The organism is Enterobacter cloacae complex sp. P40C2 (genome assembly GCF_014930695.1).
In the GTDB taxonomy this organism is placed as follows: domain Bacteria; phylum Pseudomonadota; class Gammaproteobacteria; order Enterobacterales; family Enterobacteriaceae; genus Enterobacter; species Enterobacter pasteurii.
In genome coordinates this window covers 185,848-203,562 of record NZ_JADBRP010000009.1, presented here as the reverse complement: position 1 = coordinate 203,562, position 17,715 = coordinate 185,848, and the positions used below count along the sequence as shown (strand labels likewise).

The 17,715-nt window shown below is 54.3% G+C and carries 15 protein-coding genes and 1 tRNA gene; 10 read left to right on the top strand and 6 right to left on the bottom strand.

Annotated elements, in window-relative coordinates; genetic code table 11:
* Positions 1 to 35: 35 nt before the first annotated feature.
* The gene (gene pgm / locus IM304_RS16435; RefSeq protein ID WP_148420824.1) at positions 36 to 1,676 is read right to left on the bottom strand and encodes a phosphoglucomutase (alpha-D-glucose-1,6-bisphosphate-dependent); all 1,641 of its coding nucleotides are present in this window, start codon (positions 1,674 to 1,676) and stop codon (positions 36 to 38) included.
* Positions 1,677 to 1,700: 24 nt separating this feature from the next.
* On the bottom strand, positions 1,701 to 2,246 hold the full coding sequence (gene seqA, locus IM304_RS16430) for a replication initiation negative regulator SeqA (RefSeq protein WP_148420825.1): 546 nt from the start codon (positions 2,244 to 2,246) through the stop codon (positions 1,701 to 1,703).
* 183 nt (positions 2,247 to 2,429) lie between these two features.
* Between seqA and ybfF the strand changes: the two genes are divergently transcribed.
* The 4 genes from ybfF (at position 2,430) to fur (ending at position 5,043) form a co-directional block, all read left to right on the top strand.
* A complete protein-coding gene (gene ybfF, locus IM304_RS16425; protein ID WP_176610885.1) occupies positions 2,430 to 3,203 on the top strand; it encodes an esterase in 774 nt (257 codons plus the stop codon).
* Positions 3,204 to 3,331: 128 nt separating this feature from the next.
* Positions 3,332 to 3,619, top strand: coding sequence for a LexA regulated protein (ybfE, locus tag IM304_RS16420; protein WP_176610886.1), 288 nt, complete (start codon positions 3,332 to 3,334; stop codon positions 3,617 to 3,619).
* Between the two features lie 155 nt (positions 3,620 to 3,774).
* Positions 3,775 to 4,305: a flavodoxin FldA gene (gene fldA / locus IM304_RS16415; protein ID WP_014069353.1), complete on the top strand. Its 531-nt coding sequence runs from the start codon at positions 3,775 to 3,777 to the stop codon at positions 4,303 to 4,305.
* Between the two features lie 291 nt (positions 4,306 to 4,596).
* Positions 4,597 to 5,043: a ferric iron uptake transcriptional regulator gene (gene fur / locus IM304_RS16410; protein WP_003858655.1), complete on the top strand. Its 447-nt coding sequence runs from the start codon at positions 4,597 to 4,599 to the stop codon at positions 5,041 to 5,043.
* Positions 5,044 to 5,138: 95 nt separating this feature from the next.
* Here fur and chiQ read toward each other — a convergent pair whose 3' ends face one another.
* From chiQ to nagE, 4 genes are all read right to left on the bottom strand, one after another.
* Complete coding sequence (gene chiQ, locus IM304_RS16405; protein ID WP_193356471.1) at positions 5,139 to 5,468, bottom strand: ChiQ/YbfN family lipoprotein; 330 nt, start codon at positions 5,466 to 5,468, stop codon at positions 5,139 to 5,141.
* 47 nt (positions 5,469 to 5,515) lie between these two features.
* On the bottom strand, positions 5,516 to 6,913 hold the full coding sequence (gene chiP, locus IM304_RS16400) for a chitoporin (RefSeq protein ID WP_148420829.1): 1,398 nt from the start codon (positions 6,911 to 6,913) through the stop codon (positions 5,516 to 5,518).
* A 445-nt stretch (positions 6,914 to 7,358) separates the two neighbouring features.
* The gene (gene glnS / locus IM304_RS16395; protein WP_193356467.1) at positions 7,359 to 9,023 is read right to left on the bottom strand and encodes a glutamine--tRNA ligase; all 1,665 of its coding nucleotides are present in this window, start codon (positions 9,021 to 9,023) and stop codon (positions 7,359 to 7,361) included.
* 169 nt (positions 9,024 to 9,192) lie between these two features.
* Positions 9,193 to 11,142, bottom strand: coding sequence for a PTS N-acetyl glucosamine transporter subunit IIABC (gene nagE / locus IM304_RS16390; RefSeq protein ID WP_193356468.1), 1,950 nt, complete (start codon positions 11,140 to 11,142; stop codon positions 9,193 to 9,195).
* Between the two features lie 326 nt (positions 11,143 to 11,468).
* On the opposite strand from nagE, the gene nagB reads away from it, so the two are divergent.
* From nagB to IM304_RS16360, 6 genes are all read left to right on the top strand, one after another.
* Positions 11,469 to 12,269, top strand: a complete 801-nt coding sequence (nagB, locus tag IM304_RS16385; RefSeq protein ID WP_148420835.1) for a glucosamine-6-phosphate deaminase — start codon at positions 11,469 to 11,471, stop codon at positions 12,267 to 12,269.
* A gap of 55 nt (positions 12,270 to 12,324) precedes the next feature.
* The gene (gene nagA, locus IM304_RS16380) at positions 12,325 to 13,473 is read left to right on the top strand and encodes an N-acetylglucosamine-6-phosphate deacetylase (protein WP_193356469.1); all 1,149 of its coding nucleotides are present in this window, start codon (positions 12,325 to 12,327) and stop codon (positions 13,471 to 13,473) included.
* A gap of 8 nt (positions 13,474 to 13,481) precedes the next feature.
* Positions 13,482 to 14,702 (top strand): N-acetylglucosamine repressor, encoded by a 1,221-nt coding sequence (locus IM304_RS16375; RefSeq protein ID WP_148420838.1) that lies wholly within the window; start codon positions 13,482 to 13,484, stop codon positions 14,700 to 14,702.
* Between the two features lie 45 nt (positions 14,703 to 14,747).
* On the top strand, positions 14,748 to 15,500 hold the full coding sequence (nagD, locus tag IM304_RS16370; protein ID WP_148420840.1) for a ribonucleotide monophosphatase NagD: 753 nt from the start codon (positions 14,748 to 14,750) through the stop codon (positions 15,498 to 15,500).
* A gap of 250 nt (positions 15,501 to 15,750) precedes the next feature.
* Complete coding sequence (gene asnB / locus IM304_RS16365; RefSeq protein WP_193356470.1) at positions 15,751 to 17,415, top strand: asparagine synthase B; 1,665 nt, start codon at positions 15,751 to 15,753, stop codon at positions 17,413 to 17,415.
* 226 nt (positions 17,416 to 17,641) lie between these two features.
* Positions 17,642 to 17,715, top strand: a tRNA-Met gene (locus tag IM304_RS16360).

The window sequence follows — 17,715 nt, the reverse complement described above, 5'->3', positions numbered from 1 at the left end:
CCGGGGTGAGGGCACCAGCCCGCACCAAACACCACTTACGCGTTTTTCAGCACTTCACTGACAATTTCTACCGCTTCTTTCTCAATCTGCTGGCGATGCTCAGCGCCGAGGAAGCTTTCGCAGTAGATTTTGTACGCATCTTCCGTACCGGATGGACGCGCCGCGAACCAGCCGTTTTCAGTCATCACCTTCAGGCCGCCGATGGACGCGCCGTTGCCCGGTGCCGCCGTCAGACGTGCGGTGATCGGGTCACCCGCCAGCGTGCTTGCGCTGACCATCTCCGGAGAGAGTTTGGACAGGGCCGCCTTCTGGGCAGAGGTCGCGCCAGCCTGAATACGGTTGTAGCTTGGCGCACCAAAACGTTCCGCCAGCTCGTTGTAATGCTCCTGCGGGTTCTTGCCGGTGACAGCGGTGATTTCCGCGGCCAGCAGGCACATGATGATGCCATCTTTATCGGTTGACCACGGGGTGCCGTCGAAGCGAAGGAAGGATGCTCCCGCGCTCTCTTCACCGCCAAAGCCGAAGCTGCCGTCGTGCAGACCGTCTACAAACCACTTAAAGCCCACCGGCACTTCCACCAGCTTGCGGCCCAGCGCGTCGACCACGCGGTCGATCATCGCGGAGGAAACCAGCGTTTTACCGACGGCGACCTCTTTGCCCCACTGCGGACGATGCTGGAACAGGTAGTTGATTGCCACAGCCAGGTAGTGGTTAGGGTTCATCAGACCCGCAGGGGTAACGATACCGTGGCGGTCGTAATCCGGATCGTTAGCAAACGCCAGATCGAATTTGTCGCGCAGCGCCAGCAGGCCAGCCATTGCGCATTCAGAGGAGCAGTCCATACGGATCGCGCCGTCTTTATCCAGGTGCATAAAGCGGAAGGTCTGGTCAACGTGATCGTTCACGATGGTGAGATCCAGCTTGTAGTGCTCGGCAATACGCTTCCAGTATTCAATACCGGAGCCGCCCAGCGGATCCACGCCCAGCTTCAGGCCGGCTTTCTGGATGGCGGCCATATCAACGATATCCGCCAGCCCTTCCACAAACGGCTGCACCAGATCCTGCTCTTTCACATGACCGGAGGCCATGGCTTCATCCAGGGAGATACGCTTCACGCCGTCCAGGCCATTAGCCAGCAGCGCGTTCGCGCGATCTTCCACCACTTTCGTGACGTTGGTGTCTGCCGGGCCACCGTTCGGCGGGTTGTATTTGATACCGCCATCTTCCGGCGGGTTGTGGGACGGGGTGATGACGATACCGTCAGCCAGCGCGCCGCCTTTTTTGTTGTGTACCAGAATGGCGTTGGAAACCGCAGGCGTTGGCGTAAAGCCGTTGTTCTCCTGAACAATCACGTCCACGCCGTTCGCCGCCAGCACTTCCAGCACGGAGATAAAAGCGGGTTCAGACAGGGCGTGGGTATCTTTCCCAACGTAGCACGGACCGGTGACGCCATTTTTGGCGCGCTCTTCCGCGATGGCCTGAGCAATGGCCAGAATGTGCGGTTCGTTAAAGCTGTGGCGCGCCGCGCTGCCGCGGTGGCCAGATGTACCAAACTTCACTGCGTGTTCTGCGTTGCCCAGGACCGGTTTCAGCACGTAGTACTGCGCGGTCAGCTGAGCGACGTTAATCAAATCGCGTTGTTGTGCAGGTTGGCCTGCACGGCTGTGATTTGCCATTGCCTGGTCCTTCTGATGCAAGGGTTAAATTGTACCGCAAACCTTTTCGATCAACTCCGCCGGGAACTGCATGGACTGCATGATATGTTCGATCATGCTGCACTTGCGGCCCGTATTGGTATTGGTGATCACCCAGTATGGTGTACCGGGAACGTGTTTGGGTTTGGTTTGATTGCCATTTTGCAGCAGCGTCTGCTCGTCGCCGGCGAAGTAAACGCGAGTACGACCGTGGAGCGACTCTGTCGCCTCAGCAAACGCTTTGTTATCCAGTGAGTAAAGTGTAGACAGCACCAGCATAAAGCGGTTAACCGCCTTTTTCTGCTCTGCATATTCATCAGACAGCAGCAGCTCGCGCATGGCGCGCACTTTGTCTTTAGCCGGCATGACGGCAGGTTTTACTTGTGCGACAACGCTCGGCTGAGACACGACATCCTTAGAGACAGAAGCGGGCTGTGAGGCGGCGGAAATTTTAAGCATGCGCCGTAAAATGTCGGACGCGCTCTCCCCAATATGCCGCGTCTGGCTGGCAATATACTGATAGAGTTCGTCATCAACTTCGATTGTTTTCATCTTAATCCAGTGCGATATCTTATCTGAATACAAGTCATTGAGATTATAAGGTCTAATCCCAACAGCGGATAGCGTCAAACCAGGTTGGCGGCAAAAGTCGGATTAAACTGGATCCTTGCCCCCGGGCGGCAGAATGGTCAACATGATACCCTAACCTGACAAACCTAAAAAAAGAACTTTGCCATGAAATTGAATACCCGAGCGCAAACTGCACAATCGCCGAACAATAATTCTCCCATCGTACTGGTTCACGGCCTGTTTGGCAGCCTGGATAACCTGGGCGTGCTGGCGCGCGATTTGGTTACCGATCATGAAATTCTTCAGGTTGATATGCGAAACCACGGTCTTTCCGGACGTTCAGAGGAGATGACCTACGCGGCCATGGCGCAGGATCTGCTGGACACGCTGGATGCGCACGATATCCAGACAGCGACGCTCATCGGGCACTCAATGGGCGGCAAGGCGGTGATGGCGCTCACCGCGCTCGCGCCCGAGCGCATTTCCGGGCTGGTGGTCATTGACGTTGCGCCCGTCAATTACGACGTTCGTCGCCACGATGAAATTTTTGCTGCGATCGGCGCCGTGACGGCGTCAGGCGCTTCCACCCGCCAGCAGGCGGCTGCCGTTATGCGCGACCATCTTGATGAAGAGGGCGTGGTGCAGTTCCTGTTGAAATCGTTTGTGGACGGACAATGGCGCTTTAACGTGCCGGTGCTGTGGGACCAATATTCGCACATCGTGGGCTGGGAGAATGTTCCCGCCTGGCCGCACCCTACCCTCTTTATCCGTGGCGGTAACTCCCCCTACGTCACTGACGCGTACCGCGACACGCTGCTGGCGCAGTTCCCGCAGGCTCGCGCCCACGTGATTGCCGGTGCCGGGCACTGGGTGCACGCGGAAAAACCGGATGCCGTACTGCGCGCCATTCGTCGCTATCTCACTGATACTGCGAATTGATTAAAAAGCCAGCGACCGGAAGACGACGGGCTTCCAGTCGTTGGCGTGTGGATTTGGGTGATGTATGATGGCGCGCTTATCGCCCGGGCATTAGCAGGGCGGCGTGTTTCCCCCGAAGTCTCAGAATCATGGCCAAAGAACAAACGGACCGTACGACACTAGATCTGTTCGCGAATGAGCGTCGACCGGGACGACCGAAAACGAATCCGCTTTCGCGTGACGAACAGCTGCGTATTAATAAACGCAACCAGCTTAAACGCGATAAAAATCGTGGGCTTAAGCGTGTCGAACTGAAGCTGAATGCCGATGCCGTCGATGCGCTTAACGAGCTGGCTGAAGCACGCAACATCAGCCGCAGCGAACTGATCGAAGAGATGCTGATCGCCCAACTTGAGGCCTTACGCGGCAAGGCGTAACTCAGAAAATCCCCAATATTACCCTTTTCATGTAGCACAGAGTGCAGTCCTGCGTGATAGCTGTTTCCGCAGGGTTGCCAGTTCTGCTATTATTGCCCTTATCCGTGGACAATTTGCGCCACCATACCATTAAGTTTCAAGAGGTTATTTTACTCATGGCAATCATCGGCATTTTCTTTGGCAGTGATACCGGCAATACTGAAAATATCGCAAAAAACATTCAAAAACAGCTCGGTAAAGACGTTGCTGATGTGCATGACATCGCCAAGAGCAGCAAAGAAGATCTCGAGGGCTATGACATCCTGCTGCTGGGCATCCCGACCTGGTACTACGGCGAAGCGCAGTGTGACTGGGATGATTTCTTCCCGACGCTGGAAGAAGTCGACTTCAACGGCAAGCTGGTTGCCCTGTTCGGCTGTGGCGATCAGGAAGACTATGCTGAATACTTCTGTGATGCGCTGGGCACCATTCGCGACATCATTGAGCCACGCGGTGCGGCAATTGTCGGCCACTGGCCAACGGCGGGTTATCACTTCGAAGCTTCTAAAGGCCTGGCAGATGACGATCACTTCGTTGGCCTGGCGATTGACGAGGATCGTCAGCCAGAGCTTACCGCTGAGCGTGTTGAAAAATGGGTTAAGCAGATCCGCGAAGAGCTGAACCTGGACGACATTCTTAACGCCTGATTTCCCTGCGGCGCAGCTCCGGTTGCGCCCGTTTTCCAGGTTATACCGATTAAATTAATTGCTACAAACTTTTAACTTTTTCGTTCAGACCTGTACAATATCCCCCTGGTAAAAAGTGGGTGCCATCGAACAAGTTTGTTGGTGATACCACGTTTTTATAAGCATACTTTGCTTGAGACTTGCAGTTTTCATTTAGCCATGGCAGTTCTATAATGAGACGCATTATCCCAAGTGCATTTTCTGTCACTTCTTCTTTAGAAGTGAATCGTTTAGCAACAGGACAGATTCCGCATGACTGACAACAATACCGCATTAAAGAAAGCTGGCCTGAAAGTAACGCTTCCTCGGTTAAAAATCCTTGAAGTGCTTCAGGGGCCAGACAATCACCATGTCAGTGCGGAAGACCTTTACAAGCGTCTTATCGATATGGGTGAAGAGATTGGGCTGGCAACCGTCTATCGTGTGCTGAACCAGTTCGATGACGCGGGCATTGTTACTCGTCATAATTTCGAAGGCGGTAAATCCGTGTTCGAGCTGACTCAGCAGCACCACCACGATCACCTGATCTGCCTCGATTGCGGCAAGGTCATTGAATTTAGCGATGATTCCATTGAATCACGCCAGCGTGAAATCGCCGCCCGTCATGGCATCCGCCTGACTAACCACAGCCTGTACCTGTACGGTCACTGCGCTGAAGGTGATTGCCGCGAAAATGAACACGCGCACGACGCAAAATAAGTTAGCGTTCATACTCTGAGCCAGCCGAAAGGTTGGCTTTTTTTTGCCGTAAAAAAGCCCGGTGGCGCAGCGCCACCGGGCAGGATAACAGCAGGTTACTTACCGTTATTGCTTCGAATGTCTTCCCAAATCTTGTCGCAACGCTTCGCCACTTCCTGATCGTTACCCGTTTTACGCGCCTGAATGCAGGCCTGATAGTCCATCACGCGAACGGTTTCCTGCTTGGCGAACTGCTCGTGCGCTTTGTCTTTTTTCAGCACGTCCAGCACGCTCTGGCAGGCTTCAATCTTCTCAGGCGAGCCCTGCGCGGTATTGATGCAGGCGCTATACGCCTCCTTCAGGCGAGAATCTTCCTTTGGCGCCGGTTCCTGCGCGCACGCCACCAGCCCCGATGCCAGCAGCGCGACGATTACGATTTTTTTCATCATATTTAGTCTCCGGTTCGGCGGGAGCTACCCCGCCGGACTCTTCATCAGAAGATGGTGAATGGCGCGATGACCATGAACTTCACGTCACGTTCATCCTGGAAGATGTTGCCGTAACCGCCCGCGTAGCTCGGGATATCGGAGTGGTTGTCATACTGGGTGAAGTGCAGCTTAAACATCGTGCCTTTCGCCCGGCCTTCCTGAAGGGTGTAAATCGCATCCAGACTGTATGAAGACTCCTTCAGACGGTAGTTCGGATCGTAGTAAGCGTCCGGCGTCGCCATATCCCCCGGCTTCGCGTCCCAGGCGTACGCGTAGGATGCCCCTACCGCCCAGCCCGGCAGGTTCCAGTTCTTCAGGTCATACATCGCGCCGAAGAAGACCGCTTTTTCACCGTCGGCGTTGAAGTCAGAGCGGTTATCCCACCAGATGTCCAGGCGACCGTTGGAGGAGGCGTAGGTTGGCGTCATACGCTGCAGGAAGTAGCCCTGCTGCCCTTCTGCCTTCACCCACGTCCCTTCCAGACGCAAATCGACCTGGCCTACCTTGTAGCCGAAGGTCAGCGCCTGCAGCCAGGCCGTACCGTCATAGATATCATTTACGCCGCCATCGCTGACCTTATCGCGCGTACCGTAGAACTGGTAGCTGGTGCTCAGCGGGCTGCCTGCGATATCAAATTTGTAGCTGGCTTTCGCAAAATACTGATCGATATAACCTTCAGCCTGACCAAAGGCGGCTTCCAGCACCAGATCGTTTTTGAAGTCATACTTCGCGCCGAGCGAGTGGAGATAGTCGACCTTTGTTTTTTTATCGTTTTGATAGAACTTGTCCATCTCAATGTGCCACGGCGCTTTGTACTCGTTGGTCCACATATAGGAGAAGCTCAGCGCACCCGCATCGCCGTAGTCAAAATTAGCGCCAGCTTCCGCCCCCTGATAGGTACCCGGCATAAAGCTCCAGTGCGGGGCTAACAGCGTCTGGCCGGTTGGCTGAATATAGCCACCACGCGCCCATACCGGGCCATATTTGAATTTCGCAGCCGCTTTATAGAGGCTGATGCCGCTTTTATCCCCGGACCAGTCTTCTTTATAAGCTTTGTTGCTGGAGGAGAAAGCAATTTCGTTCGGGTGGCCGCTGTCGCCATTTTCCGCCATTTCAATTGCCGTAAATGCCGCAATATCCAGACCGAACATATCGGCGGCATATCCCGACTGGAAATCCAGATTGGCGTTCCAGGTGGAGTGAGAAAGGTTGGTTTTGTATTTATCTTCAGTGACGTCTTTACGGTCACGCTCACGCTGCCAGTAATAAATACCGCCCGTGAGGGTAGAATCTTCGATGAAACCGGCTGCTTTTGCTTCTGGCGCAACCACCAGACCCGACATTGCTGTCACACCGGCGATAGCCAGCGCCAGCGCACTACGTTTGCCACTGAACGTACGCATAGATTATTCCTCTTTGACGAATTAAAACGCCTTAAACGGCGAAAAATAAAAAGACCAAACGGTCAGGGGTAGTCAGAAATACCCTCGAATTAACTACCGTCTTTAGGTTATTTTTCGCGACGCGAATTATCAATGCTTTTAATGAGGCAAAAGTCAGGATTATGACGAAGTGCACATATTTCGTAGCGGTTTGTAACAATTACCGCGGAGTGAGCGCTGGCGGGGAACAGACGCGTTTTCAGTAAGTAACAAGGTAATGAAGAATTTATTTTAATCGGATTCCGTTTTTCATAAACAGAGAAACTTTTTTCAAAAAAATAAGTAGCACCACGTTGACCTGCATTTTTTATTTTTACTATTTCCCCCTCTGCTTAACGACATGATCGTTAAATAAAAAAACGCCGCATTACGCGGCGTTTGTTTCTCATTGACCAGTGCAGCGTTATTATTCGCCGATCTTAGTCCAGGTATCGCGCAGACCCACGGTACGGTTAAATACCGGTTTTTCAGCCGTGCTGTAGCGGCTGTCCAGGCAGAAGTAACCTTCACGTTCGAACTGGAACGCTTTACCGGCTTCAGCGGCTTTCAGAGACGGTTCCGCGTAGCCCTGTTTGATGACCAGCGATTCCGGGTTGATGGTGGCGAGGAAGTCTTCCGCCGCGCCAGGGTTCGGCACGCTGAACAAGCGATCGTACAGGCGGATCTCAACCGGCAGCGCGTGCATTGCGCTCACCCAGTGAATAACGCCCTTCACTTTACGTCCATCAGCCGGATCTTTGCTCAACGTCTCTGCATCATAGGTACAGAAGATAGTCGTGATGTTACCTTCTGCATCCTTCTCCACGCGCTCGGCTTTGATCACGTAGGCGTTGCGCAGGCGAACCTCTTTGCCCAGCACCAGACGCTTGTACTGCTTGTTCGCTTCTTCACGGAAGTCAGCGCGATCGATCCAGATTTCACCGCTGAACGGCACGTCACGGGTGCCCATTTCCGGTTTGTTCGGATGGTTTGGCATAGAGACCATTTCGCTGCCGCCGTGATAGTTTTCGATGACCAGCTTCACCGGATCGATAACCGCCATTGCGCGCGGCGCGTTTTCGTTCAGATCTTCACGAATGCAGGATTCCAGAGAGGCCATCTCAATGGTGTTGTCCTGCTTGGTGACGCCGATACGTTTGCAGAACTCGCGAATGGACGCGGCAGTATAACCACGACGACGCAGGCCCGAGATGGTCGGCATGCGCGGATCGTCCCAGCCTTCAACGTGCTTGTCGGTTACCAGCAGGTTCAGCTTACGCTTGGACATCACGGTGTATTCCAGATTCAGACGAGAGAACTCGTACTGACGCGGATGCACGGGGATCGTGATGTTATCCAGCACCCAGTCGTACAGACGTCGGTTGTCCTGGAACTCCAGCGTGCACAGAGAGTGCGTAATGCCTTCCAGCGCATCGCTGATGCAGTGGGTGAAGTCGTACATCGGGTAGATGCACCACTTATTGCCGGTCTGATGGTGTTCCGCGAACTTAATGCGGTACAGCACCGGGTCGCGCATCACGATGAACGGTGACGCCATATCGATTTTGGCGCGCAGGCACGCTTTACCTTCTTCGAAGCCGCCGGCGCGCATTTTTTCAAACAGCGCCAGGTTCTCTTCCACGCTGCGATCGCGGAACGGGCTGTTTTTGCCAGGCTGAGTCAGCGTACCGCGATACTCACGAATTTCGTCAGCAGACAGCTCGTCAACGTAGGCCAGACCTTTGTTGATCAACTCAACCGCATAGGCGTACAGCCGATCGAAATAGTCAGAGGAGTAGCAGATATCGCCAGACCAGTTGAAGCCCAGCCACTGCACGTCGTTTTTGATCGACTCAACGTATTCGATGTCTTCTTTTACTGGGTTGGTGTCATCGAAACGCAGGTTGCACTGTCCCTGGTAATCCTGGGCGATGCCAAAGTTCAGGCAGATCGATTTAGCGTGACCAATGTGCAGGTAGCCGTTTGGCTCCGGCGGGAAACGCGTATGCACCGTGGTGTGCTTACCACTGGCCAGATCTTCATCGATGATCTGACGAATAAAGTTACTCGGGCGGGCTTCTGCCTCACTCATCGTGGATTCCTCAAAGCGTAAACAACGTATAACGGCATATGATCTTATAAGCCGGACGTAGTGACAACCCTTAAAACGTCCCGGAAGAAAATAATGGGGACAATTGCTGCAAAAAAAAGCGGCGGAGGATATCCCCCGCCGCTAAAGGCATAACTCTACTCAGGAGCGATTACTTGCCTTTAATCTCATACAGTGGCGTTTGACCGGCAACCACCTGACCCTGCGCCTGGATAACCAGACCGCTGAAGTCGTCGATGTTGCTGCATACCACCGGGCTTATCATGGAGCGCGCATTGGCGTTCAGGTAATCCAGATCCATTTCCAGGATCGGCTGGCCTGCCACGACTTCAGCGCCCTCTTCCACCAGGCGAGTAAAGCCCTGACCGTTCAGCGCAACGGTGTCGATACCCATATGGACAACGATCTCCGCGCCTTTTTCCGTTTCCAGGCAGAACGCGTGGTTGGTGTTGAAGATTTTCACGATAGTACCGGCTGCCGGAGAGACCACGGTTTTGTCCGTAGGCTTCACCGCCACGCCGTCACCTACCGCCTTGCTGGCGAACGCTTCGTCAGGCACCTGCTCAAGCGCAACGACGTCACCTGTCACCGGAGAAACCAGCGCCGCGACGGTCACCGCATTTGGCACCGCCTGCGGTTTAGCAGCCGGAGCGTCAGCCACCGGTGCGCTATCCGCTGACGCGGCAGCAACCGGCCCACGGGCAACCACTTTTTTCATCTCGTCGCCGATAGATTCGGCTTTCGCACCCACGATGACCTGGATGGTTTGCTTGTTCAGCTTCACCACGCCAGACGCGCCCAGGCGTTTACACATTGCATCGCTTACGCGCGCAGAGTCGCCAACGGTCAGGCGCAGACGGGTAATACAGGCATCAATGGCTTTCAGGTTGTCGGTACCGCCTACCGCGGCAATGTAGCTGGTTGCCAGCTGGGTTAAACCTTCTTCGGTATTGCTGTTTGCTTCGCTGGTAACAACGTCGTCTTTCGTATCTTCACGGCCCGGCGTCTTCAGGTTAAACATACGAATAACCGCGCTGAACAGAACGAAGTAGATAATGAAGAAGATCAGACCCATCACCACCAGCATCCAGACGTTGCTGCTTGCCGCCGGCAGGTTGTACATCAGCACGTAGTCGATAGCGCCTGCGGAGAAGGAGAAGCCAGCATGGATGCCCAGAAGAGTGGCAACAAACAGGCTGATACCGGTCAGGATGGCGTGCATGAGGTACAGCAGCGGAGCCAGGAACATGAACAGGAATTCCAGCGGCTCGGTCACGCCGGTCAGGAAGGCCGTTACCGCCACGGACAGCAGCATACCGCCAACCATTGGGCGACGCGCTTTCGGCGCGGCCAGGTACATCGCCAGCGCAGCGCCAGGCAGACCAAACATCATGATTGGGAAGAAGCCGGACATAAACATGCCCGCGGTGCCGTCGCCTGCGTAGAAGCGGTTGATATCACCGTGGAATACGGCGCCCGCCGCGTTGGTGAACTCGCCGATCTGGAACCAGGCGATGGTGTTCAGCACCTGATGCAGACCCGTTGGGATCAGCAGACGGTTGATGAAGCCGAAGATACCCGCACCCATTGCGCCCGCGGAAACGATCCACTCGCCACCCGCATGGATAGCGTGCTGCACCGGTGGCCACACGTAGCCAAAGATGGCGGCAAGGATCAGACAGAAAAAGCCCGTCGCGATCGGCACGAAGCGTTTTCCGCCGAAGAAGCTCAGGAAGTCAGGGAGCTTGATACCCGCCCAACGGTTGTACACGGCACCACCGACGAGACCGGTAATGATACCCGCCAGTACGCCCATGTTGATTTCAGGGTTGATGGTCACCATCGCTTTCGTGAGGATGAAGTAACCCACGGCTCCGGCCAGTGCCGCAGCACCGGCGCTGTCTTTAGACCAGCTAGATGCCACACCGATGGCGAAAATCAGCGCCAGGTTGTCAAAAATTGCGCCGCCTGCCTGGGCGATAAACGGCACGTTGAGAAGATCGGGTTGCCCGAATCGCAGCAGGAGCGCTGCAACCGGTAGCACGGCGATAGGGAGCTGCAAAGCCCTACCGAGGCGCTGGAAAAAACCTAAAATATTCATCCTATTCCCCCTACGAGACCCGTTGTGAAGGCTCGCGCATAAACTATGTTTTTTATTGTGTCACGAACGATAGATACAGTTGATGATTCACTGGCAGTGTGAGTGTGTGAAAAATTAATTCGTATCGCAAATTAAACACCTATTTTTTGTGATTATTGTCACCAAATATCGTATTCAACCCTCCCTTTCACTGGCTAACGACGAAAACTTATTTTATCATTCAAAAAATCAAGACGGATTGATCCGGCCTGAAAGGTTCCAGGTTACGCTTAGTTCAGGTTGCACTAATCATCCGCCCACTTTTACTTAAACTTTAGAGGTGAATAATGAGACTGATTCCCCTGGCAACAGCTGAACAAGTCGGAAAATGGGCTGCACGTCATATCGTTAACCGCATCAACGCCTTCAAGCCAACTGCCGATCGTCCTTTCGTTCTCGGCCTTCCAACCGGCGGCACGCCGCTGACCGCGTATAAAGCGCTGGTGGAAATGCATAAAGCGGGCCAGGTTAGCTTCAAACACGTTGTGACCTTTAACATGGACGAATATGTCGGCCTGCCAAAGGAACATCCGGAAAGCTACCACAGCTTTATGCACCGTAACTTCTTCGATCACGTTGATATCCCGGCGGAAAATATTAACCTGCTGAATGGAAACGCGCCTGATATTGACGCAGAATGCCGTCAGTATGAAGAAAAAATCCGTTCTTACGGTAAAATCCACCTGTTTATGGGCGGCGTGGGCAACGATGGCCACATCGCGTTCAACGAACCGGCCTCTTCACTGGCATCCCGTACCCGTATCAAAACGCTGACCCACGACACGCGTGTGGCTAACTCCCGCTTCTTTGACGGCGACGTGAACCAGGTGCCTAAATACGCGCTGACCGTTGGCGTAGGCACCCTGCTGGATGCCGAAGAAGTGATGATTCTGGTGCTGGGAGCCGTGAAAGCGCAGGCGCTTCAGGCCGCTGTTGAAGGTAACGTAAACCACATGTGGACCATCAGCTGCCTGCAGCTGCATCCAAAATCAGTCATCGTGTGTGACGAACCGTCCACCATGGAACTGAAAGTGAAAACGCTGAAATACTTCAACGAGTTAGAAGCAGAGAACATCAAAGGTCTGTAATTGAATAACCGCCTCTTTATTCAGGGGCGGTCGCTTTTGTTAACCGGGGGTCAATATGTACGCTTTAACCCACGGTCGGATTTATACCGGCCATGAAATTCTGGATGACCATGCGATTGTTATCGCCAATGGCCTGATTGAACGTGTTTGCCCGCTGGCAGAACTGCCGCCGGAGATCGAACAGCGTTCTCTCAATGGAGCTGCGATCTCCCCCGGTTTCATCGACGTACAGCTTAACGGCTGCGGCGGTGTCCAGTTTAACGATACCCCAGAGGCGGTAACGGTTGAAACGCTGGAAATCATGCAAAAAGCCAACGAGAAATCGGGCTGCACCAGCTATCTGCCGACGCTTATCACCAGCAGCGACGACCTGATGAAGCAGGGTATCCGCGTCATGCGCGATTACCAGGCAAAATATCCGAATCAGGCGCTGGGCCTGCATCTGGAAGGACCATGGCTGAACATGGTCAAGAAAGGCACCCATAACCCGAACTATGTGCGCAAGCCGGATGCCGAACTGGTTGATTACCTGTGCGCCAACGCCGATGCGATCGTTAAAGTCACGCTGGCACCGGAAATGACCGGCACGGACGTTATCAGCAAGCTGGCTGCCGCCGGGATTGTGGTATCAGCGGGTCACTCGAACGCCACGCTGAAGGAGGCGAAAGCCGGTTTCCGCGCAGGCATTACGTTTGCCACGCACCTTTACAACGCGATGCCGTACATCACCGGCCGCGAACCGGGCCTGGTTGGGGCTATTCTGGATGAGCCGGACGTCTACTGCGGCATTATCGCCGACGGTATGCATGTCGATTACGCTAACATCCGCAACGCCAAGCGCCTTAAGGGCGACAAGCTGTGCCTGGTAACCGATGCCACCGCACCGGCAGGGGCAAATATTGACCAGTTCATTTTTGCTGGTAAAACAATATACTACCGGAATGGACTGTGCGTGGATGAGAACGGCACGCTGAGCGGTTCTTCTCTGACGATGATCGAAGGGGTACGTAACCTCGTTGAGCATTGCGGAATTGCCCTTGATGAAGTGCTGCGTATGGCCACGCTTTATCCGGCACGCGCAATTGGCGTGGATAAACGGCTCGGTGGTATTGCACCCGGTATGGTTGCAAACCTGACGGCGTTCACACACGATTATAAAATTATTAAGACCATCGTTAATGGTAACGAGGTCGTCACTGAGTAAGTAAAAGTATGACACCAGGCGGACAAGCTCAAATCGGTAATGTCGATCTCGTTAAACAGCTTAACAGCGCGGCAGTTTATCGCCTGATTGACCAGCACGGGCCAATCTCACGCATTCAGATAGCCGAACAAAGCCAGCTTGCTCCCGCCAGCGTAACAAAAATTACGCGTCAGCTTATTGAGCGCGGCCTGATCAAAGAAGTCGATCAGCAGGCCTCCACCGGAGGCCGTCGCGCGATCTCCATCGTTACTGAAACCCGCAACTTTCAGGCGATCGGCGTCCGTTTAGGCCGTCATGACACCACGCTTACGCTCTACGATCTGAGCAGCAAAGCCATTGCCGAAGAGCACTACCCGCTTCCTGAACGCACTCAGGAGACGCTTGAACACGCCTTACTGAATACCATTGCGCACTTTATCGAAAGCTGTCAGCGCAAGATCCGCGAGCTGATTGCCATTTCGGTCATTCTGCCCGGTCTGGTCGACCCGGAGAGCGGCGTTATTCGCTACATGCCGCATATAAACGTGGAAAACTGGGGGCTGGTTGAGGCGCTGGAAAAGCGCTTTAAGCTGACCTGTTTTGTCGGTCACGATATCCGCTCACTGGCGCTGGCGGAGCACTACTTTGGTGCGAGCCAGGACTGCGAAGACTCCATTCTGGTGCGCGTGCATCGTGGTACAGGCGCTGGCATCATCTCTAACGGACGCATTTTTATCGGTCGTAACGGCAACGTGGGCGAGATTGGCCATATCCAGGTTGAACCGCTCGGCGAGCGCTGCCACTGCGGTAACTTTGGCTGCCTCGAAACCGTGGCCGCCAATGCCGCCATTGAGCATCGCGTTCGCCATCTGCTGGAGCAGGGTTACCAGAGCCGCGTTACGCTGGACGATTGTAAAATCGCCGCCATCTGCAAAGCCGCCAACAAAGGCGACGCGCTGGCCTGCGAAGTGATCGAACAGGTTGGTCGCCATCTGGGTAAAACCATCGCCATTGCCATCAACCTGTTTAATCCGCAGAAAGTGGTGATTGCCGGCGAGATCGTTGAAGCAGAAAAAGTACTGCTGCCGGCTATTGAAGGCTGCATCAATACCCAGGCGCTGAAAGCGTTTCGCCAGAACCTGCCGGTGGTGCGTTCTACGCTCGATCACCGCTCGGCGATTGGCGCGTTCGCGCTGGTAAAACGTGCGATGCTCAACGGGATCCTGCTCCAGCATTTGCTGGAATCCTGATCGGACCTTATAGTAACGCCTTCTTTTTTTGATGTCGGGTTGACCATGACCATTAAGAATGTAATTTGTGATATCGACGGCGTGCTGATGCACGACAACGTTGCCGTGCCGGGTGCTGCGGAATTTCTTCATCGCATCATCGACAAAGGAATGCCACTGGTTCTTCTCACGAACTACCCTTCACAGACTGGTCAGGATCTGGCAAACCGCTTTGCGACTGCGGGCGTCAACGTACCGGACAGCGTGTTTTATACCTCCGCCATGGCAACGGCTGACTTCCTGAAGCGTCAGGAAGGCAAGAAAGCCTACGTGGTCGGCGAAGGTGCGCTGATCCATGAGCTCTACAAAGCGGGCTTTACCATTACCGACGTGAACCCGGACTTTGTCATCGTGGGCGAAACGCGTTCCTTTAACTGGGAGATGATGCATAAAGCTGCCTACTTTGTCGCAAGCGGCGCGCGCTTTATCGCCACCAACCCGGATACGCACGGCCGCGGCTTCTATCCGGCCTGCGGCGCACTGTGCGCCGGTATCGAAAAAATCTCCGGCCGTAAGCCGTTTGTTGTCGGTAAACCGAGCCCGTGGATCGTTCGTGCAGCGCTGAATACGATGCAGGCCCACTCTGAAGAGACCGTGATTGTCGGCGATAACCTGCGCACTGATATTCTGGCCGGCTTCCAGGCGGGGCTCGAAACGATACTGGTGCTCTCCGGCGTCTCGACGATTGACGATATCGACACCATGCCCTTCCGCCCAAGCTGGATATACCCTTCCGTCGACGAAATCGACGTTATTTGATCAAGAACCACGCCTCAGGGCGTGGTTTTTTATTTCTGTAGCCAAAAAACACCGTCAAATCTAACAAAAAGCACCTTCCATTGAACAATCCTCAATAAAACCGCGCAAAACATACTCATTTTTTAAGATTCCGCAATCGTCATTGCACTTTTTGCGTATTCACCCGTAAAACGCTTGCGCCCTCTCCCCCTTTTGCGGCATTTTCATTAGCAAGCAACATCACAACGCAACAGGGTTAACGGAGAAGGTTATGTGTTCTATTTTTGGCGTACTGGATATTAAAACTGACGCGGGCGAACTGCGTAAAAAAGCACTTGAGCTGTCCCGTCTGATGCGCCATCGCGGTCCGGACTGGTCCGGCGTTTATGCCAGCGATAAAGCGATTCTGGCTCACGAACGTCTTTCCATTGTTGACGTCAACGCCGGTGCACAGCCGCTGTATAACGAGAAAAAAACGCACGCGCTGGCTGTGAACGGTGAAATCTACAACCATCAGGCCCTGCGCGCCGAGTATGGCGACCGCTACGCCTTTCAGACCGGCTCTGACTGTGAAGTGATCCTGGCGCTGTATCAGGAGAAAGGCCCGGAATTCCTCGACGACCTGCAGGGCATGTTTGCCTTCGCCCTGTACGACAGCGAAAAAGACGCTTACCTGATTGGCCGCGACCACATTGGTATCATTCCGCTGTACATGGGCCACGACGAGCACGGCAACTTCTATGTCGCGTCAGAGATGAAAGCGCTGGTGCCGGTTTGCCGCACCATTAAAGAGTTCCCGGCAGGCAGCTACCTGTGGAGCAAAGATGGCGAAATCCGTCAGTACTACCAGCGCGACTGGTTTGACTACGACGCGGTAAAAGACAACGTGACGAATAAAGCCGAACTGCGCCAGGCGCTTGAAGATTCCGTTAAGAGCCACCTGATGTCAGACGTGCCGTACGGCGTGCTGCTCTCCGGCGGGCTGGACTCCTCCGTGATCTCCGCCATCACCAAGAAATTCGCCGCGCGCCGCGTGGAAGATCAGGAGCGCTCTGAAGCCTGGTGGCCGCAGCTACACTCCTTTGCCGTAGGCCTGGAAGGTGCGCCTGACCTGAAAGCCGCGCAGGAGGTGGCGAACCACCTCGGCACCGTGCACCATGAAATTCACTTCACCGTGCAGGAAGGCCTGGATGCGATTCGCGATGTGATCTACCACATTGAAACGTATGATGTGACCACCATCCGCGCCTCCACGCCGATGTATTTGATGTCGCGTAAGATCAAAGCGATGGGTATCAAGATGGTGCTCTCCGGCGAGGGTTCAGACGAAGTGTTCGGCGGCTACCTCTACTTCCACAAAGCGCCGAACGCCAAAGAGCTGCATGAAGAGACCGTGCGCAAGCTTCAGGCGCTGCACATGTTCGACTGCGCTCGCGCCAACAAAGCGATGTCCGCCTGGGGTGTGGAAGCCCGCGTGCCGTTCCTGGATAAGAAATTCCTCGACGTGGCGATGCGCATCAACCCGCAGGACAAAATGTGCGGCAACGGCAAAATGGAAAAACATATCCTGCGCGAATGTTTTGAATCCTACCTGCCGGCAAGCGTGGCGTGGCGTCAGAAAGAGCAGTTCTCCGATGGCGTAGGCTACAGCTGGATCGACACCCTGAAGGAGGTGGCGGCGAAACAGGTTTCTGACCAACAGCTGGAAACCGCGAGCTTCCGCTTCCCGTACAACACGCCGGGCTCGAAAGAGGCGTATCTGTACCGTGAAATCTTTGAAGAACTGTTCCCGGTGCCAAGCGCAGCCGAGTGCGTTCCGGGTGGTCCATCTGTCGCCTGCTCGTCAGCCAAAGCCATTGAATGGGATGAATCTTTCAAGGCCATGAACGATCCGTCAGGACGGGCGGTAGGCGTACACCAGTCTGCCTATAAATAACGTTCAGATTGTCATCAGGCCCTCCGGGGCCTGATTTTTTTTGCCTCACTTTTCACCGCATAAAATCGATTAATAACCAATAATTGTCGAATATTCGGCCTCGCTGTTCGCAACCTAACCAAACAGTCACATTCCGGCTATTTTCATTGAAAAAGGTGTTGACGCTGCAAGGGTCTATACGCATAATGCGCCCCGCAACGCCGATAAGGTAACGCGAAAAAAAGATGGCTACGTAGCTCAGTTGGTTAGAGCACATCACTCATAATGATGGGGTCACAGGTTCGAATCCCGTCGTAGCCA